Annotated in this window: 21 protein-coding genes; 15 read left to right on the top strand and 6 right to left on the bottom strand. The window is 56.5% G+C overall.

Features of this window, described 5'->3' with window-relative positions; all coding sequences use genetic code 11:
- Positions 1–18 precede the first annotated feature (18 nt).
- The 12 genes from UF64_RS05480 to UF64_RS05425 all read left to right on the top strand — a co-directional run bounded on the left by UF64_RS05480 (position 19) and on the right by UF64_RS05425 (position 15,090).
- Entirely contained in the window at positions 19–795 is a 777-nt protein-coding gene (locus UF64_RS05480; RefSeq protein WP_044827614.1) for a flagellar hook assembly protein FlgD, read from the top strand.
- 49 nt (positions 796–844) lie between these two features.
- Complete coding sequence (locus UF64_RS05475) at positions 845–2,590, top strand: flagellar hook protein FlgE (RefSeq protein ID WP_044827613.1); 1,746 nt, start codon at positions 845–847, stop codon at positions 2,588–2,590.
- Between the two features lie 306 nt (positions 2,591–2,896).
- Positions 2,897–4,549, top strand: coding sequence for a flagellar basal-body MS-ring/collar protein FliF (fliF, locus tag UF64_RS05470; RefSeq protein WP_082049550.1), 1,653 nt, complete (start codon positions 2,897–2,899; stop codon positions 4,547–4,549).
- A 79-nt stretch (positions 4,550–4,628) separates the two neighbouring features.
- Complete coding sequence (locus UF64_RS05465) at positions 4,629–6,044, top strand: FliH/SctL family protein (protein ID WP_044827612.1); 1,416 nt, start codon at positions 4,629–4,631, stop codon at positions 6,042–6,044.
- Positions 6,037–6,399 carry a flagellar motor switch protein FliN gene (gene fliN / locus UF64_RS05460; RefSeq protein ID WP_044827611.1) on the top strand — a complete coding sequence of 121 codons (363 nt, stop codon included), beginning with the start codon at positions 6,037–6,039 and terminating at the stop codon, positions 6,397–6,399. Before UF64_RS05465 ends, fliN begins: the two co-directional genes overlap by 8 nt.
- A 21-nt stretch (positions 6,400–6,420) precedes the next feature.
- On the top strand, positions 6,421–7,215 hold the full coding sequence (locus UF64_RS05455; RefSeq protein ID WP_008891637.1) for a motility protein A: 795 nt from the start codon (positions 6,421–6,423) through the stop codon (positions 7,213–7,215).
- 82 nt (positions 7,216–7,297) lie between these two features.
- Complete coding sequence (locus UF64_RS05450; protein WP_044827610.1) at positions 7,298–8,857, top strand: sigma-54 dependent transcriptional regulator; 1,560 nt, start codon at positions 7,298–7,300, stop codon at positions 8,855–8,857.
- Between the two features lie 89 nt (positions 8,858–8,946).
- Positions 8,947–11,109, top strand: coding sequence for a flagellar biosynthesis protein FlhA (gene flhA, locus UF64_RS05445; protein WP_152630611.1), 2,163 nt, complete (start codon positions 8,947–8,949; stop codon positions 11,107–11,109).
- 63 nt (positions 11,110–11,172) lie between these two features.
- Positions 11,173–12,153, top strand: a complete 981-nt coding sequence (locus UF64_RS05440) for a GTP-binding protein (RefSeq protein ID WP_044827609.1) — start codon at positions 11,173–11,175, stop codon at positions 12,151–12,153.
- Entirely contained in the window at positions 12,150–12,938 is a 789-nt protein-coding gene (locus tag UF64_RS05435; protein WP_044827608.1) for a MinD/ParA family protein, read from the top strand. The genes UF64_RS05440 and UF64_RS05435 overlap by 4 nt, the downstream gene beginning before the upstream one ends.
- Before the next feature lie 7 nt (positions 12,939–12,945).
- On the top strand, positions 12,946–14,592 hold the full coding sequence (locus UF64_RS05430) for a hypothetical protein (protein WP_044827607.1): 1,647 nt from the start codon (positions 12,946–12,948) through the stop codon (positions 14,590–14,592).
- 96 nt (positions 14,593–14,688) lie between these two features.
- On the top strand, positions 14,689–15,090 hold the full coding sequence (locus UF64_RS05425; protein ID WP_044827606.1) for a hypothetical protein: 402 nt from the start codon (positions 14,689–14,691) through the stop codon (positions 15,088–15,090).
- A gap of 13 nt (positions 15,091–15,103) precedes the next feature.
- On the opposite strand, the gene UF64_RS05420 is transcribed toward UF64_RS05425, so the two are convergent.
- The 4 genes from UF64_RS05420 to UF64_RS05405 all read right to left on the bottom strand — a co-directional run bounded on the left by UF64_RS05420 (position 15,104) and on the right by UF64_RS05405 (position 19,384).
- The gene (locus UF64_RS05420; RefSeq protein ID WP_044827605.1) at positions 15,104–15,658 is read right to left on the bottom strand and encodes a 2OG-Fe(II) oxygenase; all 555 of its coding nucleotides are present in this window, start codon (positions 15,656–15,658) and stop codon (positions 15,104–15,106) included.
- Between the two features lie 141 nt (positions 15,659–15,799).
- The gene (locus tag UF64_RS05415; protein ID WP_082049548.1) at positions 15,800–16,447 is read right to left on the bottom strand and encodes an ATP-binding cassette domain-containing protein; all 648 of its coding nucleotides are present in this window, start codon (positions 16,445–16,447) and stop codon (positions 15,800–15,802) included.
- 3 nt (positions 16,448–16,450) lie between these two features.
- Positions 16,451–18,136 carry an ABC transporter permease gene (locus tag UF64_RS05410; RefSeq protein WP_044827604.1) on the bottom strand — a complete coding sequence of 562 codons (1,686 nt, stop codon included), beginning with the start codon at positions 18,134–18,136 and terminating at the stop codon, positions 16,451–16,453.
- Positions 18,137–18,142: 6 nt separating this feature from the next.
- Positions 18,143–19,384, bottom strand: a complete 1,242-nt coding sequence (locus UF64_RS05405) for an ABC transporter substrate-binding protein (protein WP_044827635.1) — start codon at positions 19,382–19,384, stop codon at positions 18,143–18,145.
- A 192-nt stretch (positions 19,385–19,576) separates the two neighbouring features.
- Here UF64_RS05405 and UF64_RS05400 point away from each other — a divergent pair, with 192 nt between their 5' ends.
- The 3 genes from UF64_RS05400 to UF64_RS05390 all read left to right on the top strand — a co-directional run bounded on the left by UF64_RS05400 (position 19,577) and on the right by UF64_RS05390 (position 21,479).
- Entirely contained in the window at positions 19,577–20,311 is a 735-nt protein-coding gene (locus UF64_RS05400) for a TerC family protein (RefSeq protein ID WP_044827603.1), read from the top strand.
- A complete protein-coding gene (locus tag UF64_RS05395; protein WP_044827602.1) occupies positions 20,311–20,790 on the top strand; it encodes a YbaK/EbsC family protein in 480 nt (159 codons plus the stop codon). The genes UF64_RS05400 and UF64_RS05395 overlap by 1 nt, the downstream gene beginning before the upstream one ends.
- Before the next feature lie 116 nt (positions 20,791–20,906).
- Positions 20,907–21,479, top strand: coding sequence for a hypothetical protein (locus UF64_RS05390; protein WP_044827601.1), 573 nt, complete (start codon positions 20,907–20,909; stop codon positions 21,477–21,479).
- Here UF64_RS05390 and UF64_RS05385 read toward each other — a convergent pair.
- Together UF64_RS05385 and fliI are read right to left on the bottom strand one after the other, a co-directional pair.
- Complete coding sequence (locus UF64_RS05385) at positions 21,472–21,900, bottom strand: flagellar FliJ family protein (protein ID WP_044827600.1); 429 nt, start codon at positions 21,898–21,900, stop codon at positions 21,472–21,474. The two genes, UF64_RS05390 and UF64_RS05385, sit on opposite strands and share 8 nt — an antisense overlap.
- A gap of 26 nt (positions 21,901–21,926) precedes the next feature.
- The gene (gene fliI, locus UF64_RS05380; protein WP_044827599.1) at positions 21,927–23,522 is read right to left on the bottom strand and encodes a flagellar protein export ATPase FliI; all 1,596 of its coding nucleotides are present in this window, start codon (positions 23,520–23,522) and stop codon (positions 21,927–21,929) included.
- Between the last annotated feature and the right edge of the window lie 384 nt (positions 23,523–23,906).

The raw sequence follows: 23,906 nt of genomic DNA, 5'->3' as shown, positions 1-23,906 counted from the left end.
AGGTAGAGGGACAATCCCATGACCATTTCATCCCTGACAAACGTTGGCCTGTCGCAAGCGGATACCAATGCCGCTTCGAGCAACGCCGCCAATCAGCTGGCACAGAACTTTGACACGTTCCTGACCCTGCTGACCACGCAGTTGCAGAACCAGGACCCGACCTCGCCGATGGAAAGTGATAAATTCACCGACCAGCTGAGCCAGTTCGCCCAGGTCGAGCAAGGTATTCAAAGCAACAGAAACCTTGAAGACCTGATCGCCATGCAGGGTCAGCAACGTCAGCTTTCCGCACTGTCCTATGTCGGTGCCGAAATCGAGGCGGTTGGTGACACCAACTGGCGCGAAGAAGGCGAAAGCCTGTCTTACAAATATAACGTTTCACCTGAAGTTCCGCGTCTGCAACTGCAGATCCAGGATCAGAGCGGCAAAACGATCTACTCCGAAGAACTCACCGATGTTTCCGGCCTCCAGACCTTTACCTGGGACGGGAAGAACAACAACGGCGTGGAACAGGATGCAGGTGCCTATACCCTGGTGGTCAGCCCGATGGCAGCCAACGGCAACAGCTTCCTTGATGAAGACGGCGATCCGGCAGCTGTGGCAATCGGGATCATCGGCACCGTCGATAGTGTCGATATTGATGACAGCGATATCTACCTGCGCATGGGCGATGTCTCTGTACCGTTCTCGACCCTGACCAACGTGAAGCTGGGCGCGAATGGCACAGATACCAGCAACGATAATACAGACACCGGAGATAACTCCGGGACTGAAGAACAGGAAGAAGCCGCCTAGGGCATTCATCCGGATTTGATCAACACCCTGTAGAAACAGGAGAAGAAAAATGAGCCTTTTTGGTGCAATGATTTCCGGTGTTTCCGGCTTGAATGCTCAGTCTCAGAACCTGGGCGTCATCTCGGACAACATCTCGAACCTCAATACGATCGGTTACAAGGGAACTGTCGGACGCTTTTCGACGCTTGTGACTGAGTCCGCTACAGATACCCGCTACACGCCTGGTGGTGTCCGGTTCCATCCGACCGCATTGATCAGCAAGCAGGGCCTGCTGCAGGCAACCTCGTCGACCACGGCGGCAGCGATTTCGGGCGATGGCTTCTTCATCGTTCGCGGCACCGCATCTCCAGGAACCAACGACGAGCTGTTCTTTACCCGTGCTGGTGACTTCAAGCCGGATGATGACGGTTATCTGCGCAACACAGCAGGCTACTATGTCCAGGGTTGGGCAACCGACCGTGAAGGCGGCCTTCTTGATGCCAACGGCAACGCGACCACGTCAAACAGCTCTGCTGTCACCGACCTTCAGGTTCTTGACATTAACTCGATCCTGACGGCGGCAGCATCGACCACCAATATCGAATTCGGTGCCAACCTGAACTCGGATGAAACGGCTGTCACCGGTGGTACCGCAACATCGACCACGACGGGTCTCGATTATGATACGACCGACCTGACCACGCTTGCCGGTATCTCCAACGGCGACCAGTTCAGCATCACCCATAATGGTACGACAACCAACATCACCATCAACACCGGTGATACGCTGGAAGATCTTGCGGCCGCAATCAGTGCTGTAACCGGTATCGAAGCCACCACCACCACGACCGGCACCAACGATACCTTGACGCTGACTGCAGCCTTTGCTGATCAAGGCGTAACCTTCGCAAACGTGAACAACACACCACTTAGTGCAACGGGTCTTACCATTCCGGGTATTCCGGGTACGCTTGCACCGACCTATGTTGCAGGTAACCTTGCAACCGGAACTGTCGATGAAGACAACTCCATGCCGGTGACCATTTATGACTCTCTCGGTTCCGCCCACACGGTAAACCTTCAGGTGGTCAAACTCGGCCAGAACCGCTGGGGCTTCGAACTTATTGGCAACACCACAGCGGGCGAGCTTGACGTTACTGATCACCCGAACGGCCTGATCCAGGCAGGCACCATCACCTTTGACGGCTCCGGTAACCTTCAGAGCTTTACCGGTGTTCAGGCGACCATCGGTGCCACAAACATCGGGGTGAACGGCAGCTTGGTCGACACCGACATTTCGGCAGAGTGGACCAACGGTTCCGATACCAGCGAATTCACCCTTGATTTCGGCACTATCGGCCTTGGTAACGGTATCACCCAGTTTGCTGCTGGTTCGGATGCCAACGGTAACCTCGTCGAATACACCACCCACTTCATCAACCAGAACGGTGCGCAGGCAGGTACCATGGTGAACTATGCCTTCACCGAAGAAGGCTTCCTGCAGGTGGAATTCGCCAACGGTGTCAAACGCCCGGTTTACAAACTGGCCATTGCCACCTTCGAGGCACCTGATGAAATGGAAAACCACACCGGTAACGTTTACCGCCAGACACGTGAGTCAGGTGATTACCTGCTGCGTGAACCGGGCCTGAACGGTGCTGGTAACGTTGTAGCCTCGGCTCTGGAAAGCTCGAACGTCGACCTTGGTGAGGAATTCACCAACATGATTGTCACCCAGCGCGCCTACTCGGCGAACACCAAAACAATCACCACGACCGACGAAATGCTCGACGAACTGATCCGTATCAAACGGTAATTGACATCTGTTTCAGGGCGTTAGACCGCCCTGAAACACATTGCACCAATCGAGACTCGCCCGGCCCAAGTGCCGGGCTTCTTTTTGGCCAATTGACTCACTACATTAAGGGCAGACCAAAGCGGTCATTAAATATCCAAACGATTCAAATCACTGATGAATTTGAATCCGCCGACTGGGCAAAAATTGCCGGTTGTTAACCTGTTCTTCAGCATGGAGAACTATTCGTTGTTGATGCTGGTCGTAATCCGCATGGATCGATCCGCATTGGGACAGTGGTAAAATTTCGGTTCGGAGCAGTCGATCGTGGGCGGCTTGTTGCAAACACTCAAAGGTCTGGGACCAACGCGCCTGATGGCAATCAGCGGCGTGGGCGTGTTGCTGCTTGTCTTCTTTGCATTCCTGATCATGCGGGTTTCAGCCCCGAACATGGAATTGCTTTATCGCGATCTTGATCCGGCCGATGCCAGCCAGATCGTCAATCGTCTCGAAGATCAGCAAGTCCAGTATCAGCTGCTTAATAACGGCACCGAAATTCTTGTTCCGGCCGATCAGGTCAACCGCATGCGTCTGACCATGGCCGAAAGCGGCCTGCCGACAGGCGGTTCTGTGGGCTATGAAGTCTTTGACAATTCCGACGGCTTTGGCGCGACCAGCTTCGAACAGAACATCAACCATGTCCGTGCCCTTGAAGGCGAACTTGCTCGGACGATTGCCGCGATCCAGTCTATCCAGCAGGCACGCGTTCATCTTGTTCTGCCCAAACGTCAGATGTTCTCGCGCGAAACCCAGGAAGCAAGTGCATCCATTGCCGTCAAGATGGCTGGCGGGGAACTGAAACCTGAGCAAGTTGTCGCAATTCAGCACCTTGTTGCCGCTGCCGTTCCCCAGCTTGACCCCGGCAAGGTATCCATCATTGACGAACGCGGCCGGCTGCTTGCGCGCGGTGATGGCGAACAGCAATCCTCGACCTTCCTGACGCAAACCGCCGATGAAATGCGCATCCGCACGGAAAGCCGCCTGCGCAACACCATCGAAGATCTTCTGTCCCGCTCCCTTGGCTATGGCGAAGTTCGCGCTGAAGTCTCGGTCGAGATGGACTTCAACAAGATCACAACGGCAAATGAACGCTTCAACCCTGATGAGCGTGTGATCCGTTCAAGCCAGACGATCGAAGAAAACGCAACCAACTCCGAGACCGAGGGTACTGATCCGGTCACCCTTCAGAACAACCTGCCCGATGCCAACTTTGGCGCAGGTAACGGGGCTGGTACGCAAAGTCAGGAAAACCGCACCGAGGAAACCGTCAATTACGAGATTTCCAAAACCACCACCACGCAAGTCAAGGAAATCGGCGAGATTTCGCGTGTGACGGTAGCGGTCCTTGTTGATGGCACCTACTCCACCGATGAAAACGGCGAGCGCCTGTATCAGGAACGCTCGCCTGAGGATCTGGAAAAGATCGCAGCCCTCGTGCGCAGTGCCATCGGCTATGATCCGCAGCGCAGTGATCAGGTCGAAGTCATCAACATGCAGTTTGCTGATACCGACGATCTGTTCCCGGATGAAGACATCGAGACCTTCCTTGGCCTTGATAAGGCTGAGATCTTCCGCATCGCCGAGATGCTGGTTCTGGCCATCGTCGCGATCCTGGTCATCCTGCTGGTAGTTCGCCCGCTGCTGACCCGTGCCTTCGAAACCCTGCCAAGTGCAGCAGACATGGCACAGCGCCAGTTGCTTGCCGATGACATGACCGCCGACGGCACTCCGGCCCTTGAAGGTCCTGCACCGGTACCGATGGCGCCAGGTGGTGTTGATGAAGGCGAAGAGCTGATCAACCTGTCGCAGGTTGAAGGCCGCGTGAAGGCATCCTCGGTCAAGAAAATCGGCGAGATCGTGGAGAAACACCCGGAAGAAGCTCTCTCGATCATTCGCAACTGGCTGTATCAGGAAAATTGATGTTCCTGACAGTTATCGGCTCACTGGCAGCCGCGAGGCTGCCTTCCTTTTGTTGCTCAAGGCGTTTTAGCAGTTCGATATGACGGCCATTGAAAAGTTCACATTCTCGCTAAGTTTCGACGATGCCGATAACGTAATCCGTTCGGCAGGCGATGAAGATGAGCATTACGAACTGGGCAGGAAAAAGAAGAAAAAGAAAGAAGAGGAAGCCCCGCCACCCCCGCCGCCGGTCTATACCGAAGAAGAAGGCGCGCAAATGGTGGCCGAGGCCGAAAAGCGCGGGCACGAGCAGGGCTATGCCGAAGGCCACAAGCAGGGCTTTGATGATGCTCATCAGCAAATCATGGCCTCGCTCGAAAAGGCTGTTGGCGACGTAGAGTCCGAAATTGCCGAAAAACTTAGCCAGATCGATGAGCAGCAAAAACGCGCCAATGCCAAGATTAATGAGGACGCCATTCACGTCGCCCTTGGCATCATTCGCAAACTGGCACCGGCATGGTCCAAGCAATACCAGCTGACCGAGATTGAAGACATTGTCCGCCAGTGTCTCGCCAACCTGTTTGAAGCACCGAAAGTCATGATCAAGGTCCATCCTGACCTTGAAAAGGATGTCGGTGCTGCCGCCGAACGGATTGCCGTTTCGCGCGGTTTTTCGGGCAAGGTTGTCGTTGTTGGCGAACCGGACGTCGCAATGGGCGATTGTCAGGTTTCCTGGGGCGACGGGACAGCGGTCCGTGACAGCGCACGCGTATGGTCCGAGATCAACACCATTATCGACAATGCGCTGGCACTGCATGCCGGTGATCATGATCTGGGCGAAAGCGACATGGGCGACCCTGAAGTTCAGGAAAGTCGCCTGCCGCCGGAACCGGCTGCCCCGGCAGCGACGGTTGCGCCGCAACCAACGGATACCGGCAATGTAAACAGTGCGCCCAAGGCGCCTGCGCAACCCGAGCCACAATCTTCGCCAGAGGCCAACGCAGCGCCTACACGAGATGCTCAAGTGCCTCACCAACCTGTTTCCGAGGCACCAACGCAGCCCACAACAGAACAAGCTGCCAGCGTTGCAGCATCGCACGACAATCTGGCGGGTCTGACGCAGGGCAATCCGGCTGATCCGGTGACACAGGTCACACCGGATGGGGCAACACCCCAGGCAGCGGCACCTCAAGCCCCCGGCGCGCAAGAAGGCGATGGCACCAACGCGCAGGATATGCAAACATCGCAAGCAGATACGATGTCCGAGCCGGTAAATCCGGGCAGCATACCGCAAAACCCGGAAATGGGTGCGGCAGCCCCCCGTCAACCGGCCCCGGAAGCGACAGCACAGCCGGGCGTTACCGAGCAGGCCGCCACCACCGCACAAGGCCCTGCACAACCTGACGAAACGCGTTCGGAAACCGAACCGCACAAGCAGGAAAACCCGACGACCACAGCCGACGATATGGCTGCTGTGAAGCAACCGACCAAAGACGCAGGAGACGAAAATGGCTGATGATGACGATCTCGAACTCTCGGAACTCGACGATGATCACATCGAACTCGAGGGCGAGGGAACTGAACTTCTTGCCGCAGCCGAGGCCGGCAGCGAGCAGATGAAGACTTCCAAGGATCTCGAAGCCGTGTACGATATTCCCGTTCAGGTTTCAGCAGTCCTTGGAAAAGCAACCATGCAGGTCAGTCAGTTGCTGAAACTTGGTCGTGGTGCTGTCGTAGAGCTTGACCGTAAGGTTGGTGAAGCTATTGATATCTATGTGAACAACCGTCTGGTCGCACGCGGCGAGGTGGTGGTGGTTGAAGACCGGCTTGGCGTGACCATGACGGAAATCATCAAATCCGAGAAAAGCTAACGTAAGAGAGGATATCCGACTATGGCCGAAGGGGGGACTAAAACGTCGTTTGACATTGCGACAGTCGGGGGACTGGCCATTGGCTTTGCGTTGGTGATTGCAGCGATCATCTTTGGCGGATCGCCAGGTGCCTTTATCGATATCCCCTCTGTCCTGATTGTTATCGGCGGTACCGCAGCCATCACGGCTGTCAGCTTTGCGTTGGGCGAGTTTCTCGGATCCGGCAAGGTCCTTATGCGCACGATTTTCCACAAATCGCGCAATCCGGCCGATGCGGCGCTTCAGATCCTTCAGCTTGCAGAAATCGCCCGTAAGGGCGGCGTTCTGTCGCTTCAGGGTCATCTCGATAGCCTGCAAAGCGAGGAATACCTCTGGAAAGGTCTGTCGCTGGTGGTTGACGGCACCCCGCCCGAGGAAGTCGAAGCCATCATGCGCAAGGACATGAACGCCACCATCGGCCGTCACCAGAAAGGTGCCAACATCATGAAGAAGGCCGGTGACGTTGCACCGGCAATGGGCCTGATCGGGACGCTGATCGGTCTGGTGCAGATGCTTGGTAACCTGGATGACCCGTCTTCGATTGGTCCGTCGATGGCCGTTGCGCTTTTGACCACCTTCTATGGCGCGGTTCTGGCCAACATGGTCTTTATGCCGCTTGCCGGTAAGCTTGAGCGTAACTCCAGCGACGAAGAGCTTTTGAATTCGGTCTATATGGTTGGTGCTGTTTCCATCGGTCGGCAGGAAAACCCCCGCCGTCTGGAAATGCTGATCAACTCGATCCTGCCGCCGTCAAAACGCGTCAGCTACTTCGATTGATCACACGTGTGAATACGGCCTTGCGCGCCCATAATCATTTGGTGCGCAAGGTCCCCGAAACTGATCGGAAAGAGATGAGACGATGCAGGTACTGATCGTTGGTGGACTGGGCGGACAGATAGGCGCAGCCAGCAAGATCGCAATGGCGCGCGGTGCTTCGGTCCAGCTGGCCGAAAGCGTTACGACGGCGCTCAATATCCTGCGAGCTGGCAACCGGATTGATCTGGTCATGGCTGACATCACCCTTGATGTCGCCGCCCTGATTGAAGCCATGGGTGCAGAGCGCATCACCGTTCCGGTTGTCGCATGCGGCATCGGCAATGATGTGAATGGTGCGGTAAATGCCATCAAGGCCGGCGCACAGGAATTCATCCCCCTGCCGCCCGAAGCTGATCTGATTGCTGCCATTTTCGAAGCCGTCACCGAAGAAAGCCACGCGCTGATCCATCGCGATGCCCGCATGGCCGAAACCCTGCGCCTGGCAGGTCAGGTCGCCAACAGTTCGGCATCAATCCTGATCACCGGTGAGAGCGGTACCGGTAAGGAAATCATTTCGCGCTACGTGCACCGCAAATCCAACCGTGCGGATAAGCCGTTTGTCGCGGTCAACTGTGCGGCAATCCCTGATAACCTGCTTGAATCCGAGCTGTTCGGCCACGAAAAAGGTGCCTTCACGGGTGCCCAGGCACGCCGCATCGGGAAATTCGAAGAAGCCAATGGCGGCACGCTTTTGCTTGATGAAATCAGCGAAATGGATGTCCGCCTGCAGGCAAAGCTTCTGCGTGCCATTCAGGAAAAGGAAATCGACCGGCTTGGCGGCAAGACGCCGGTCAAGGTCGATGTGCGCATCCTTGCGACCTCGAACCGTAATCTTGAGGCCGAGGTCAATGCGGGCAACTTCCGCGAGGATTTGTATTTCCGCCTGAACGTCGTCAATCTGGATATCCCGTCACTGCGCGAACGCCCTGACGACATCCCGGTTCTGGCCGAGTTCTTTGTCAAAAAATATTCTGAAGCCAATGACGTGCCGATCCGCCCTGTCAGCCCGTTGGCCATCCAGCGCCTGCTGTCCCATCACTGGCGGGGCAATGTGCGCGAACTTGAAAACACCATGCATCGCGCCGTTCTGATCGCGGGTCCTGATGAAATCGGACCAGAGGCCATCATGCTGTCGGGATCAGGCAGCAGCGAACCGGCACCGGCTGCCGCACCACAGGCCCCTACGCCGGCACCAGCAGCACCCGCTGCCCCGGCACGGGCAAGTTCGGCCTATGCGAACGCCAATGCCGCCTATGGTGCTGCGTCTTCAGCCTATCAGTCCAGCACACCGACACCACCGCCCGCCCCGGCGTCATCAGCGCCGGCAGAACATGCGCCCGCAGCTGATCAGGGTGCTGATGCAGCAGACAGCGCATCGGATGAAAGCACGGCTGGCAATGGCTCGATGACCTCTGCGCTTGTCGGGCGCACGGTGGCGGATGTCGAACGTGATCTGATTATCGATACGCTCAAACATTGCTTTGGCAACCGGACCCATGCGGCCAATATTCTTGGCATTTCCATTCGGACCCTGCGCAACAAGCTGCGCCAATATACCGACGAAGGACTTGCCGTACCCGCACCGGGCGATGGCCAGGACTGAACATGAAAAATCCCGGCGCTGCCCCCATCTTCAAGACAGGTGAACGCGCAACCGACATCGAGCACGCAACAGGATAACAAGCAAAGACAATGGCCGAAGGTCAAGACATCACACCGACTGGTTCCGGTGGCTCTGAGGGCCCCGGTGGCGGTGCGCCGGGCGGGCTAAATCTCGGCGCCATTCAGTCGCGTGTATCTTCGGCCATGAAACGTGGCGATATTGCCATGGCGCTTGGCTTTATCATGATCCTTGTGGTCATGATGTTCCCGATGCCGCCATGGCTGTTGGATTTCATGCTTGCGCTTTCGATCAGCTTCTCTGTGCTGATCCTGATGACCTCGCTGTTCATTCAGAAGCCGCTCGAATTCAACTCCTTCCCGACAATCCTGTTGGTGGCAACGTCGCTCCGACTTGCGCTGAACATCGCGACCACGCGTCTGATCCTGGGCCATGGTCACGAAGGCACGCATGCTGCCGGTGCAGTTATCGAGGCCTTTGGCAGCTTCCTGATTTCAGGCAACTTCGTCATCGGGATTATCGTCTTTGCCATCCTTGTAATCATTAACTTCGTGGTTATCACCAAGGGTTCCGGCCGTATTGCCGAGGTCGCGGCACGCTTTACCCTTGATGCCATGCCCGGTAAGCAGATGGCGATTGACGCCGATCTGTCATCTGGCCTGATCAACGAAGAACAGGCCAAGGCGCGTCGTAAGGAACTTGAAGATGAAAGCTCCTTCTTCGGGTCCATGGATGGTGCGTCCAAGTTTGTCCGCGGTGATGCCGTTGCCGGTATCCTGATCACGTTTATCAACGTGGTTGGCGGTATCATCATCGGCACCGCCCAGATGGGTCTGTCACTGGGCGAAGCGACCGAGACCTACACGATCCTGACCGTTGGTGACGGTCTGGTGTCCCAGATCCCGGCCCTGATCGTTTCGACCGCAGCCGGCCTTCTGGTCACCAAGGGCGGCCTTGACGGCGCGACCGAAAAGGCCGTCTTCGGACAGGTTAGTAACTATCCCGCGGCCCTTGGTGTTGCGGCTGCCCTGATGGGGGGCATGTCGCTTCTGCCGGGCATTCCGATGTTCTGGTTCCTGCTGCTTGCCGGCGGGCTTGGCTACCTCGCCTATTACATGGGCAAGCGTCAGAAAGCCGCCGTCGTCGAAGAACAGATGAAAGAAACCCAGGCCGCGGCAGAAGCCGCCGCCCCACCGCCGGAAGAACCCATCGCCAATGCGCTGCGCATGGACTATGTGCGCCTTGAACTGGGCTATGGCCTGCTGTCGCTGATCAGCACCGAACGCGGTCAGAAACTGACCGATCAGATCAAAGCCCTGCGTCGTCAGCTTGCCGGTGACATGGGCTTTGTCATGCCGTCCGTACGTATTCAGGACAACATGCAACTGCCCGCCAATACGTACGTTCTGCGCGTCAAGGAGATCGAGGCAGGCCGTGGCGATCTGCGTCCGAACATGTTGCTGGTGATGGATCCACGTGGTGAGGAAATCACCCTGTCGGGCGAAAAGACCATGGAGCCGACCTTTAACCTGCCCGCCATGTGGATCGAGCAGGGCATGAAGGAAGAAGCCATGTTCCGTGGCTACACGGTTGTCGATCCGCAGACCGTGATCACGACCCACATCACCGAAGTGATCAAGGATCACATGCCCGAACTGCTGTCTTATGCGGAAACCCAGAAGCTTCTCGATGAGCTTGATGAAGACCAGAAAAAACTGGTCGAAGACATCGTCCCGGGTCAGGTTTCGGTTGGCGGTGTTCAGCGCGTTCTGCAGAACCTTCTGACCGAGCGTGTCTCGATCCGTGATCTGCCGACCATCCTTGAAGGCATTGCGGAATCCACCGCCTTTACCCGCAACCCGACCTTCATGACCGAACATGTTCGCTCCCGACTGGCGCGACAGCTTTCAGATGTAAACACCAATCAGGACGGCGTCATTCCGCTGGTGACCATGTCTCCGCAATGGGAACAGATCTTTGCCGAAAGCCTTGTTGGTTCGGGCGAGGAAAAGCAGCTTTCGATCCCACCAAGCCAGCTTCAGGAATTCATCAACAAGGTTCGCACCACGTTCGAGCGCCTTGGCATGATGGGCGAAAGCCCGGTTCTTCTGACGAGCCCGGGTATTCGACCATATGTGCGATCGATCGTTGAGCGTTTCCGCCCGAGCACCGTGGTGATGTCGCAAAACGAAATTCATCCCAAGGCACAGCTGAAAACGCTGGGGCAGGTCTGATGCGCATGACACACCAGACCGCCCTGATCGCGGGAATGACAATAACACCATGGGGGAACCGGAATGCGTCTTAAGACCTTCACCGCGCCCACCATGACAGAGGCGATGGCGCTCGTAAAAGAGCACATGGGCACTGATGCCATCATCGTCTCGACACAGGATATCCCGGGCAGTGGCGTGCGCCTGACTGCCGCCCTTGACCGTGATCCTGACTTTGAAGATGACGGCGGCCCGGCCCCGGCCCTTCAGGAACAACTTGATGCGGTTGAAGCCGCCCTGACACGGCATAATTTGCCGGAACGGTTGCGCATTCGTCTTTGTGATCTGATGGCGCGCGAAACAGCCGCCGCATCCGAACAGCAATTGCTGGCCGGTGCGCTTGATGAAATTTTTGATTTCTCGCCACTGCCTGAAAAGAACACACCACGTGCGCTGGCCTTTGTTGGCCCGCCCGGGTCGGGCAAGACGCTTGCGGTTGCCAAGGCCGCCGCGCGGGCCGTAATGAAGAAGCGAAAAGTCGCTGTTCTTTCAACTGATTATAAACGTGCAGGTGGCATTGCCCAGCTTGAGGCGTTTACCAAAATCCTCAAGATCGATCTTTTGCAGGCAAAATCGCCAGATGATCTGAAGGCACGCTTTGGTGAAATCCGCGAAGCCGATGTCATTCTGATCGACACGGCAAGCTGCAATCCCTATCTCGAAACCGAGATTGGCACGCTTTGTGAATTCATGAAAGCGGTACCGAGTGAACCGGTGCTGGTTAATCCTGCGGGAATTGATGCCTATGAGGCGGCTGATATCGCCAATGCCTTTGCCGACGGCGGCGCAACACGCGTGATGATCTCGCGACTTGATGTTGCCGCCCGCCTTGGCGGTGCGCTATATGGAGCCGATTCAGGAAATCTTTCCCTCTGTAATGTCAGTATGACAGCCCAGGTGGCGGACGGCCTTACGGCCCTTAGTCCCCTTGCCTTGGCAAAACTTCTGATACCGTCCCATCGCGCTGATACCGCGAAACCGAGCTTCTCCGAGGTCGTGAAATGACTACCAAGTCTGATGCTTCACCCAAATCCGCCCCGCGGGCCAGAGGCCGCAATGTCCTTGCTGTCGCATCTGGCAAAGGCGGCGTCGGCAAGACCTGGTTTTCCATTACCCTGACCCATGCCATGGTTTTGGAAGGTCACAAGACGCTGCTGTTTGACGGTGACCTCGGCCTTGCCAACATTGATATTCAGCTTGGCCTGATGCCGAAATATGATCTGGGCGGCGTGATTTCCGGACGGATCAGCCTCAAGGACGCGGTCACCCATTTCCCGGATGGCGATTTTGATATCATCGCCGGACGCAGCGGATCGGGCAGCCTTGCCAACCTGCCGGCCACCCGCCTGCAGGCGCTGTCGGACGATTTGCTCCAGACCGGCAAAGAATATGATAAGGTATTGATCGATCTTGGTGCCGGTGTGGACCAAGGCGTGCGTCAGATGACCGGTCTTGCCAATACGGTGATTGTGATTACCAACGGCGATCCGACCTCTTTGACCGATGCCTATGCCTTTATCAAGATCACCCATATGGCCCGCCCGAAAACCGATATCCGGGTGGTGGTCAATATGGCCAAGGACAAGAAAGAAGGTCAGGCGATCTATAACAAGCTTCTCAAGGCGTGCGAGGGCTTCCTGAAGATTTCACCGCCATTGCTTGGCGTTATTCGTGCGGACTCAAAGGTTTCGGAATGCATCCGTAATCAGACGCCGCTCCTGACCCGTCATCCGAACTGCGATGCCGCCCACGACATAGAGGCAATCGCCCGAACCCTTCTCGAGGAGTAGGTTTGTCATGACGCTCCCGCCACAAGCAATATCGCCCGGCCCGGCCGTCGGTGGACATGCTTCGGCGGGTGGCACTGCCGGACAAGCCAATCAAGGGTCGGTTCCTGCACAAATCAACGCAACCGTCACAACCGCGACCTCGCAACAGGTTGCCGCTGCACTGGCCAAGCTGCCGGTCGAAACGCTTTTGCAGGCATCGGTGCAATCTCAATCGGGCAATCAACTGACCCTTGCGACCGCTCTTGGATCGGTCACGGTCAGGGTCCCGACGCAGCTTCCGGGCAATCTTGGTGATCTGCTTTGGGCGCGCATTCCAACAACCAATCCCGGTGCCGCACAAACCGCATCTGGTGGCAACCCGACCGAGGGCATGCGCCTGCAACTTCTGCCCCATACCCTGACCCCCGGCGGGTCTGGTGTTACCGGCAGCATTGCGAGTGGCAATATTACCGGAAGCAGCCTGACACCCGGACAGACATTCAGCGCGGTTACCACATCGATCCTCAATATGCCAAACGGCACCCAACTGCCCGCCGGAAGCCAGACACAGGTCATTTTCCTGGGCCAGGGCACCGTCACCGCCCAACAGGCCGCCAATGTCATGGCCGCAGCGACCAATGCCGGTTCCACCGGGATGGCAGGCGGCGCAGCTGGTGGTGCGGCGGCTGGTGCAGCCACGGCGGGCATGGCGCCGACCATCGCGGCACAAGCCGCAGGCGGCCAGGCCCCGGCAAGCACCTTGATGTTAACCGGTACTGTCCTGCCGCCAGATAGTGCGGAGGCCCGCCTGCTGCCGCAGGGCTTTACAGCCCTTCGGACGTCAGCCGGGATTGTCGGCATCAAACTGCCCGTACCTGCACCCACAGGTGCGACATTGTCGTTTAACGTCGATCCGGCTGGCACGGCCAAGCCATCGCTGTCTGCACCAATGACCGAGGCGCAATTGATCGCGCGTGGTCAGGCAGCCGCACTGACCCACGATTGGGACAGCCTGCACAAAGCGGTCAGCGCACTTCAGCAACATGATCCGGGTGCGGCGTTAAGCCTGCTGAACAATATTCCACAGGCCGGTCCGAAACTGACCACAACCATGATGTTCTTCTTCGCCGCCATGACAGGTCCGGGCGGGAGTTTGCGTGGCTGGATCGGCGATCGTGCAGCGAACAGTCTGGCGTCGCTTGGTGATCTGGATGGCGGCGGGCTTAAGAAACTTGAAGGTGACTTTGGTCAACTTCGCAGTATCGCTGCTGACGACAGGCCGGACGGCTGGCGCGTGATGACGATGCCGTTCGATATGGGCGACAAGATCGAACAGCTTCAATTGGGCTGGCGGCACGGGGATCAGGAAAACGATCCTGACAAACCCGAAGATCAGGGCACGCGTTTCCTGCTGGACTTGTCATTCAGTGTGGTCGGCCATACCCAGCTTGACGGTCTGGTCAAAGGCGAGGACAGCAAGTTTGATCTGATCATTCGCACCGAAAACCCGCTGCAATCCCATAACCGCGATGACATTCGCGGCATTTTCCGCGAGGCCCTTCAGATTTCCGGTTACAAGGGCCATATCCAGTTTCAGGATGGATCGCGCTTTGTCGAAATTGCCCCCGTTGCCGATACCGACGGCCCGAATTCCCATCATGGGATCGAGGCATAAGGGACAAACAACCGTCATCGACTTGAAATGAATGCTTTTCCTGCTTGCGGCGCGGTCTTATCCTTGATCTTTCACTTATGACAACGGTTGGAAGCCATGCTTGAGATTTATCAGCGCCGTAATCTGATCCTGACCGAACCGAACCCGGGCCCGCGGATTAATTATGTCGTCACCCTGCAAAGCAACCTGACCGGTGCCAAGGATGTCTTTCCCGCACGTCTGACACTTCGTTATGTGCCTGATCGCCTGATCCTCAAGACCAACAGCCTTGCCGAATATTACGCCGAAATCGCCAATATCGAGTTCGAGAATTTCGAAGCCGCCGCCGTTCTTTTGATGGATGATTTCAACAACGAACTGGTGCCGCGCTGGATCAGCCTGCGTCTGGACAAACAGACCGCTGACAATGATCAGGTCTTCCATCACGAAACCGCCCTTGAAGACCGCCAGCCCAAATGGGGCAACCCACGTCTTCTCGATCGTCTCGAACGGTACTGATCCGTTTGTCTGATTAACGGAACGGGTTACCGTGCACCCATTGGGTCAGGGAATAACGTTCTCCCGCCGTGGTCGGTGCCACGCGGTGTAGGACAAAGCTTGGAAAGAAGATCGCTGATCCCCGTTCCATCGGCGCATCAATAAAATGCCCGGCCGGGTTGAGCTGTAACTGACCACCTTCATACTGATCGGGCTCTGAAAGCTGGATCACCATCGTCAGTTTACGACGGCGTGCCACTTCGGATGCGCCAACATCACTGTGCCAGTCATAATGCCCGCGCAAATCACCGGCATAGCAGGCAATCTGGGCATCTTCGGCAAATTCGCTCAGCGAGAAATCAAAGACATTGCGGTTCACATCGGCCACAAGATCAATGATCCGGCGACACACAGCCGGTTCCTCTTCCTCGTTAAACCAGGTGATTTTTGATCGGCGGATGTGGGTTGCCGTTTGTCCCTGCACAAGGCCGCCTTCGTCCATCTCGTGCGCGAAACCGGCAATCAAACGGTCACAGGTGGCCGGATCAAGCGCATCCGGAACAACTGAAAACATTTCTTCAGGGAACATTGACGACATCCTCCATGCCGCACGGGTCTTGTGATTTAACGTCTGGGACCCAAGACAATTCTTTGCGGTAAAGTGCTATAGGACCAATCAAAGGGTGTTTCCACAAAATTCGCTGCATGCCATCGTTGCATTATCGCGCGCTTAATCCAACGCAATCACCCGGCCACCGGCGGCTTCGCCATCTTCGGGATCATGGGTCACCATCAGAGTCGGTAGGCTGTTCTTACGGCATAGATCGAACACAAACGACCGGATTTGGGACCTCAGTCCGCTATCAAGTTTTGAAAACGGCTCGTCAAGCAACAGCGCACACGGTTCCGACAGCAGAACACGCATAAGTGCCACACGCGCACGCTGCCCACCCGATAATGTCGCCGGATCGCGGTCATAAAACCCGTCCATCTCGGCACTGGAAAGGGCTGCTTCAACCCGGCTGCGGCGATTGGCCCGGCCCTTGATATGCGAAGGCAGGGCAAAGGCGAGATTGCCGCCAACCGAAAGATGGGGGAACAACAGATCATCCTGAAACAGAATGCCGACATGCCGATCCTGCGGCGCCAAACCATCAAGGTCCCGGCCATCGAGATTTACCTGCCCGGAAACATCAAAGGCATCAGGCAAGGTGCCGCAAATATGGCCAAGCAAACTGGATTTTCCCGATCCGCTTGGGCCCATCAGGGTGACGATCTCGCCCGGTGCAATTGAAAGGTCAATCGCCACCAGTTCACGCCCTTCCAGGCAAATATGCACATCGCGCAGTTCCAGACCGTTTTTAACCGCCTCAGGCATTCATCATCCCTTGTTCTGTGCACCCATGCCGCGCCGATGGCGAAACAATACCGCCGGGATCAGCAAGGCAAGGGCAAAGCCCGCAAACGGCAAGACCATTTGCAGCAACCCATAAATGCCAATCATCCGCCGGTCCCCGCCAGATGCCAGTGCGACGGCCTCTGTCGTTACCGTGGCAAAGCGCCCCGCCCCGATCAATAGCGTTGGCAAATATTGCCCTACCGTCACCGCAAGCCCGACGGCCGCAGCCGTTAATACCGCGCGGGTCAGAAGCGGCAAGCGCACCTGCCAGAATACCCGTGCCGGTGACGCGCCAAGACAAAGGGCCGTTTGCCCATAGCGCGGATCAAGGGCGTGAAACGGCTCTGACAGGGACAGGAACACATAGGGTGCGACAAACACCAAATGCCCCAGCACGACCGACAGCAATGTGCGTTCAAGGCCCAGCAGGGTAAAGAACACCTGCAAACCGAACATAAAACTGATCTGAGGCACCAGAAGCGGCAGGTAAATCAAAAGCATCGCCTGCCGCCCGGCGGCCTTGCCCGTGCGCACCTCATTTTCAAGACAGGCCAGAACCAGCATCACGGCAACCAGAACAGCCGGGATACCGATTAGAAGTGTTGTGGTAAGGCTGCTGCCAATCGCATCCAGCTCGCGCGCCCAAAGACGCAAACTAAACCCGCGCGGTAGCAAATCCGGAAAGGCCCAGAACCCGGCCACACTCCAGACCAGCAACACGATAAGTCCCAGCACAACAGCACCGGCCGCGACCAGCGCCATCGTGGCCGCAAGCCCGCGCAAAGCTACATCTTTCTTGAAACGATGCCCGTCCTCTGCCCAATAACGCCCCAGTGCCGAAATAATCCGTTCCCCGGCAATCCAGACAGCCATCGCCGCAATGACGATCAAAAGCTGCAAGACAGCTGCACTTGATGCCATAAACCTTAAACCCAGATCAGGATCGGACAACCACCCCAATATGCGAACCGCCAGCGGTGCCGGCGTTGTCGGGGCCAGAATGATCGCCACATCAACCACCGAGGTCGAATAGGCCAGCACAGCCAAAACCGGCAGGCGGATTTGCGGATAGATGCGCGGCAATGTTGCCTTGAACCACCCGGTAATCCTGCCATAGCCAAGGGTTGCCGTGACTTGGGCGGTGCGATCTGTATCAGCCTGCGGCAGGGCAGAAAGCGTCATGAGGAAAAGAAACGGGATTTCCTTGGCGACCAAGCCTGCAATCAGCGCCATCCCCCACGGGTCATGAATGATCGCGATATCAGGCGGCCGTTCCCACCCGGCAACTTGTGCCACTACACGCACGATCCATCCTGACGGCGCAATCAGAAAGGCCAGACCAAAGGCCGCTGTTGCATGCGGCACCGACAGGATCGGTGACAACACCCGCTGCATGGCGTGAAAGATGCGCGTGCCCTGCCAGGCAGAACAAAACAGCATGACAATCGCAACCGAAATCGCGGTTGCGATCAAACCATTCACAAATGACAGACGGATGGATGTGCCAAGGCCGGGCTGGGCAAACAATGCTTGCCACGGATCAAGCGATGGTGTCGTCCTGCCAAGGGCGGGCAAGATGCCAAATGCAGGCAAGATCGTTCCAATCAGCCCGGCCGAAACCGGGCCGATCATCAGAACAAGTGTCAGGATCGGAACAAAACGCAGCATGCGTTATTATTGCACAACGCCGTAACGTTTTTGCCATTCGGTTTCGACCAGCGACATCCAGCTTGGATGCGGTTCCGGCAGAATCGTGCCACGCTCGGACGGCGCAAGTGATGCAATGCCAAGATCAAGATTGGCAAAGGCGTCCTGCATATCGGCAGGCAACTTATCCATCGCCAGGACCGTATCAGCACCCCAATATTGCGGATCCTGCTTGCGCAGCTGGGCTTCGGGCGACATCAGGAAATCGGCCAGAACAACCGCACCGGCCTTCGCCGACGCGTTATAGGGAATGGCAACAAAGTTGGTATTGCCAAGGGTGCCGTTCTCAAACACGTAGGAGCGCACGGTATCAGGAAGCTCGAACGCCTCGATTGCCGATGACACCTCGCCAGAGCTGAACGAAAAGGCGATATCGACTTCATTGTCTGCTAAAAGGGTACGCATAGACGCCCCGTTCTGCGGATAGGCCTGACCATCGCGCCACAAAAGCGGCTGCAAATCTTCCAGATAGCCCCAAAGTGGTGCGAGAGTCGCTTGGGCATCGGTTTCATCAGCGGGCTGCTGCAGAACGCTTGGATCAGCAACAAGTTCGGTCAGAATCTGTTTGAGGAAGGTCGAGCCCATATAGTTGGGCGGCTGCGGATAGGTAAAACGCCCGGGATGCTTCACCAACCATTCCAGAAGCTGCTGGGCAGATTTCGGAACGTTATCAAGCTTGGCCGTATCGTAATAGAAACTGACCTGCGCCATGCCCCAGGGGGCCTCAAGCCCATCGGTCGGCACGGTGAAGTCATTGACCACGGTCGGTTTGCCTTCAACATCGACATAGGCGAAATTCGGTGTTTGCTCTGCCCACGGGCCAAACAGCAATTCATTGCGCTTCATCGCAGCAAAGTTTTCGCCGTTAATCCAGATCATATCAACCGCGCCACCATCATCGACGCCAGCGGTCTTTTCCGACAGAACGCGGGTCACCGCATCGGCGGTATCGGTCAGTTTGACCTGCACGACCTCAACGCCATAGCGTTCGCGCACCTGTTCACCCGCCCAGGCGATATAATCATTAATCCGCGGCTCTCCGCCCCAGGCATGCCAGTAAACGGTTTGCCCGCGCGCCTGATCCAACACCGATTGCCAGTTACCGACATCCGGGGCCGGATCGGCCATTGCAGGGCCTGACAGCGACGTGGCAGCAACACCGGTCGCAATCCCCAAGGCAGAAACAAAAGCGCGCAATCCTGACCGCATATCGGACAATCCTTTTACCTGATGACCCACGGCCTTGCCCGCCTGGCGGGTGCGGCCGGTTGTTTGTTTTGTGATTGTCACTTTTTCAACAGACGGCACATAAAATCAATTCACGCTTGCGTTAGAGACCCTCGACGCACACCTTTTGCCAACCATGGTTGCATCACCAATCGCCAGAACAGGACGTTTTTGATGTTTGACTGGATAAGCGATCCGAATATGTGGATGGGGCTTGCCACCCTGACGGCATTGGAAATTGTTCTTGGCATCGACAACATCGTTTTTCTGTCGGTGATTGTTTCCAAACTCCCGCCGGAGCAACAGGCATCCGCACGCCGTATCGGCCTTCTGGGTGCGATGGGCATGCGCTTGGGGCTTCTGGCCGGGATCGCCTGGGTCATGCAATTGACCGCCCCGATGTTTTCTGCCTTCGGACAGGAAATCAGCGGTCGTGATCTGATCCTGGTTGTCGGCGGGTTGTTCCTGATCGCCAAGGCATCGAAGGAAATCCATCACACCATTGATGAACCCGAAGAACACGGGCCAGGCAAAATCATGTCCGGCTTTGCCATGACGATCGTGCAGATCATGCTGCTTGATATCATCTTCTCGCTCGATAGCGTGATCACAGCGGTTGGGCTGGTTGATCATATTTCGATCATGATGATCGCAGTGATCCTGTCGGTTCTGGTGATGCTGATGGCAGCCAAGACCATCGGCGAATTTGTCGAACAACACCCCTCTGTCAAAATGCTGGCATTATCGTTTTTGATTTTGGTCGGGTTTGTCTTGCTGCTGGACGGGGTCGAGATTCACGTACCGAAAGGTTACATCTACTTCGCGATGGCCTTTAGCCTGTCGGTCGAAACGCTTAACCTGATAAACCGCAAACGCAAACTCAGACGCCGCGCACAAGAGAATGGCTGATGAAAAAAGTTTCACCTCCACAGCGCCTGCAGAACGCCTTTTCCGAACGCAACCTTGACCATGTCGAGGTGTTTGAATTCCCCGCTGGCACGCGCACGGCTGCGGACGCAGCCAACGCCATTGGCTGCGACATCAGTGACATCGGTAAATCACTGGTCTTCATGACCGAGGCATCCCGCCCGATCCTGGCCATCATGAACGGTGCCGATCAGGTCGATCTGAACAAGGTTGCAAGCTTGCTGGGCCTATCCATCCGCAAGGCAGATGCAGCCGAGGTTCGCGAACATACAGGCTACGCCATCGGCGGGGTCCCGCCCTTTGGCCACGCCCACCCGATCGAAACCCTGATTGATGAAAAGCTGCTGGCCAAGGGAACCATCTGGCTCGCGGCCGGAACGCCGAGCACGGTCTTTGAACTTGGCACGTCCGACCTTAAACGTGTGACAGGCGTCGAAGCAGGCGTTGATATCGCGGCCTGATCATCAGCCCCATCCTTAAAATTGCTATTTCAGATTGTTTTATATTTCAAAAAACAATCTGAAGAGATATTCCTGATTCAGACTAAGGTTTTGATTTCATACGGAGTATCAAACAAATGAAGAGCGCCATCAAACACACCATTGCAATCCTTGGCCTGGCTCTTTTAAGTGCCTGTGCATCACCGGCCGAGTTTCAGAACATGGTGGTAACCGAGGGCATCGACACAGCTGCCACGCAGAACTCGGCCCTTAAGGACAGCATTGTTGTGAAGTCGGTTGATGGCGGTGAAGAAACCAACCCGCTATGGACGTCTGAAATCAGCAGCCAGGCTTTTGAAAAAGCCCTGATCGCATCCCTTGAGAATGCTAACTTGCTGGCAAAGCTTGATGAAAACGCGCCGTATGGTTTGCGTGTCACCTTGCTTGACGTCGACCAACCGCTATTTGGTTTGGACCTGACGGTCAAAACCCGTATCCGTTATGAAATCATCGAAAAAGATGGCGGCAAACCGGTTTTTGATGTCGAGATTCCCGCAACACATACCGCAACCTTCGGAGATTCTCCGTTCGCGATCCAGCGGCTGCGCCTTGCCAACGAAGGGTCTGCGAAGAACAATATTGCCGCCTTTATCGAACGCGCCCTCGCCTTTTCACCTGATATGTCAGACGGCAACGTAGCGCTTAAATAAGCCCGTCATCGCGGGTGGCCGAACGGGTGCCGATTTCATCAAGCTCGTCCTGTTCTTTCTTGTCTTCTTCGGCACGCTCGGCCTCAAGCCGGTTGCGTTCGGCAATCTCGGCAGTTTTGAGTTCCTTGAAGGCATCGGCGACTTCTTCGCGAAAGGCGTCGATCTTTTCTTCCTGCTCGGCAATCATTTTCGTGATCGCTTCGCGTTCGGCGATTACGGCAGTGGCAAAACCGCCATAGGCAAAACCGGCGAGTTCCGGGTTTTCCGCCGCAATCTTCTGTTCGTGGATCACCGCTTGCTCAAGGGCCTTTTTTTCGGCTTCAAGATTGCCCAAAACACCCAGCATCTCGCCCAGCTCGCGCTGTTTTTCATCAAGCGCCCATTTGCGCATGCGCACCAGTGTCTTGAAATCCTTGGCCATGGGTCAGCCCCTAGGGTCCGCAATCATTACGACGCCCCGTCAGGAGCATCATTGCCATCCTGACGCAGCGCGCGCTTGGCTTCGTTCAGGTCCTGCCCATCGCGCTGGGAACGGCTTTTGACCTTAGGACCGCGATTGATCTTGGGTCCGGTCGAAGGCGGTGGTGCCGGACGAGCCGCAGGCATCTCTGGCGGCACAGCAGATTGCTGGGCACCTGCCGGATTGACCGCATTGGGCTGCTGAGCCTGACCGGCCGGTTGCCCTTTGGCCGGTGCGGGTTGTTCAGGCTGTTCGGCCAGAAGATCAAGGCGGCGGGCCAGTTCCAGATAGCCTTCATTAAGGCGCGTACACTCCGTCTTGCGCTGTTTGAGGAATTCCTCGATCAGTGGGAAGTAATGAATGGCTTCGTCGACCTTGGGATCGGTGCCCTTGCGATATGCCCCCAGCCGGATCAGTTCGGCCATATCCTCATAGGTCGCAAGTAACTGCCGGGCGCGGGCAACGATCTGGTTTTCTTCCTCGTTATTACAGCCGGGCATCGTACGCGACACGCTGCGCAGGATGTTGATCGCCGGATAGCGACCCTGTTCGGCAATCGCGCGATCCAGCACCACGTGCCCGTCAAGAATACCACGCACCGCATCGGAAATCGGTTCGTTATGGTCATCGCCATCGACCAGCACCGTAAACAGTCCGGTGATCGATCCCTGCCCCGGCCCACCCGGGCCGGCACGCTCCAACAGGCGCGGCAATTCAGCAAAGACCGTCGGCGTATACCCCTTGGATGCCGGCGGTTCCCCCACCGAAAGGCTGATTTCACGCTGCGCCATTGCAAAGCGCGTTACAGAGTCCATCATGCAGAGTACATCACGCCCAACATCGCGGAAATATTCCGAAAGCGCCATCGTCATATAGGCCGCCTGACGGCGCATCAGTGGCGGCTCGTCCGAGGTTGCAACAACCACAACGGATCGACGCAGGCCTTCTTCGCCCAGATCGTCCTCGATGAATTCGCGTGCTTCGCGGCCACGTTCACCGATCAGACCGACCACGGACACATCCGATGTGGTGTGGCGCGTCATCATCGACAGCAAACTCGATTTACCAACACCTGACCCGGCAAAGATACCCATACGTTGCCCGCGGCAACAGGTCAGAAACGTGTTCATGGCGCGAATGCCAAGATCGATCTTGCCCGCCACACGTTGGCGCGAATGTGCTGATGGGGGCATATTGCGGATCGGATAGGGCCGGCTGCCCTCAGTCAGTGGGCCTTTGCCATCAACCGGCTCGCCAAAGGCATTGACCACGCGCCCGAGCCAACTTTCATCGGGATAGACTTGCGGCTGGGTATCGCCAAGTTCGACTTCGCAACCAATACCGATGCCATCAAGAATGCCAAACGGCATCAAAAGCGCGCGTTCATTGCGAAAACCGACGACCTCGCAAATCACCGGTTTGCCGTCGCGGCGCTTGACCTTGCAGCGGTCACCGACTGAAAGCGCGCCTTCTACCCCGCCAATCTCGACCAGCAAACCCAAAACAGCCGTCACCCGCCCGACGACGCGATAGTCGGGAATGCGGCGGAGTTCTGCGACAATGTTGCGGCCAATCTGAAACACGGGCGGTTCTTTTCAGCAAAATCGGTGGAAACAACTCTTATGACACGGAAATTTACCCCATGGATCGGTCAAAGGGGTGGCAAATCGCACCGCGTCGTACCAAATATATTGTCATAATCGTCGTTAAAAAGCCGTGTAAACGATAATTGCACATTTTTTTCTGTGCATAAGGTTTTTGCGATTAACGCCGCAAACCGTTGGGAAAACTCGCATTCCGGTCCCGAGTCGCTTCTTTGAATGAAAAAAAGTTAACAACTTGCGACTCGCCTGCTTGCCACGAGTCGCAAAGCAACGTATCGTTAACGGAATGGGGAAAAAATTTCCTAATACGCGACAATCGTTGGGGCGATTGTCGACTAACCGGATCAACACGGACTTATTGCG

Origin of the sequence: Thalassospira sp. HJ (genome assembly GCF_000948415.1) — a bacterium.
In the GTDB taxonomy this organism is placed as follows: domain Bacteria; phylum Pseudomonadota; class Alphaproteobacteria; order Rhodospirillales; family Thalassospiraceae; genus Thalassospira.
This window is presented reverse-complemented; position numbering and strand designations above follow the sequence as displayed.

Bases quoted from the DNA above. Each gene is read 5' to 3' on its own strand.
- UF64_RS05420 (WP_044827605.1), bottom strand. From the start codon at position 15,658: ATGTTCCCTGAAGAAATGTTTTCAGTTGTTCCGGATGCGCTTGATCCG.
- UF64_RS05395 (WP_044827602.1), top strand. From the start codon at position 20,311: ATGAAAAAAGTTTCACCTCCACAGCGCCTGCAGAACGCCTTTTCCGAA.
- UF64_RS05390 (WP_044827601.1), top strand. From the start codon at position 20,907: ATGAAGAGCGCCATCAAACACACCATTGCAATCCTTGGCCTGGCTCTT.
- UF64_RS05405 (WP_044827635.1), bottom strand. From the start codon at position 19,384: ATGCGGTCAGGATTGCGCGCTTTTGTTTCTGCCTTGGGGATTGCGACC.
- UF64_RS05425 (WP_044827606.1), top strand. From the start codon at position 14,689: ATGCTTGAGATTTATCAGCGCCGTAATCTGATCCTGACCGAACCGAAC.
- flhA (WP_152630611.1), top strand. From the start codon at position 8,947: ATGGCCGAAGGTCAAGACATCACACCGACTGGTTCCGGTGGCTCTGAG.
- fliN (WP_044827611.1), top strand. From the start codon at position 6,037: ATGGCTGATGATGACGATCTCGAACTCTCGGAACTCGACGATGATCAC.
- UF64_RS05400 (WP_044827603.1), top strand. From the start codon at position 19,577: ATGTTTGACTGGATAAGCGATCCGAATATGTGGATGGGGCTTGCCACC.
- UF64_RS05415 (WP_082049548.1), bottom strand. From the start codon at position 16,447: ATGCCTGAGGCGGTTAAAAACGGTCTGGAACTGCGCGATGTGCATATT.
- UF64_RS05430 (WP_044827607.1), top strand. From the start codon at position 12,946: ATGACGCTCCCGCCACAAGCAATATCGCCCGGCCCGGCCGTCGGTGGA.
- UF64_RS05480 (WP_044827614.1), top strand. From the start codon at position 19: ATGACCATTTCATCCCTGACAAACGTTGGCCTGTCGCAAGCGGATACC.
- UF64_RS05440 (WP_044827609.1), top strand. From the start codon at position 11,173: ATGCGTCTTAAGACCTTCACCGCGCCCACCATGACAGAGGCGATGGCG.
- UF64_RS05450 (WP_044827610.1), top strand. From the start codon at position 7,298: ATGCAGGTACTGATCGTTGGTGGACTGGGCGGACAGATAGGCGCAGCC.
- UF64_RS05455 (WP_008891637.1), top strand. From the start codon at position 6,421: ATGGCCGAAGGGGGGACTAAAACGTCGTTTGACATTGCGACAGTCGGG.
- UF64_RS05385 (WP_044827600.1), bottom strand. From the start codon at position 21,900: ATGGCCAAGGATTTCAAGACACTGGTGCGCATGCGCAAATGGGCGCTT.
- UF64_RS05410 (WP_044827604.1), bottom strand. From the start codon at position 18,136: ATGCTGCGTTTTGTTCCGATCCTGACACTTGTTCTGATGATCGGCCCG.
- UF64_RS05435 (WP_044827608.1), top strand. From the start codon at position 12,150: ATGACTACCAAGTCTGATGCTTCACCCAAATCCGCCCCGCGGGCCAGA.
- UF64_RS05475 (WP_044827613.1), top strand. From the start codon at position 845: ATGAGCCTTTTTGGTGCAATGATTTCCGGTGTTTCCGGCTTGAATGCT.
- UF64_RS05465 (WP_044827612.1), top strand. From the start codon at position 4,629: ATGACGGCCATTGAAAAGTTCACATTCTCGCTAAGTTTCGACGATGCC.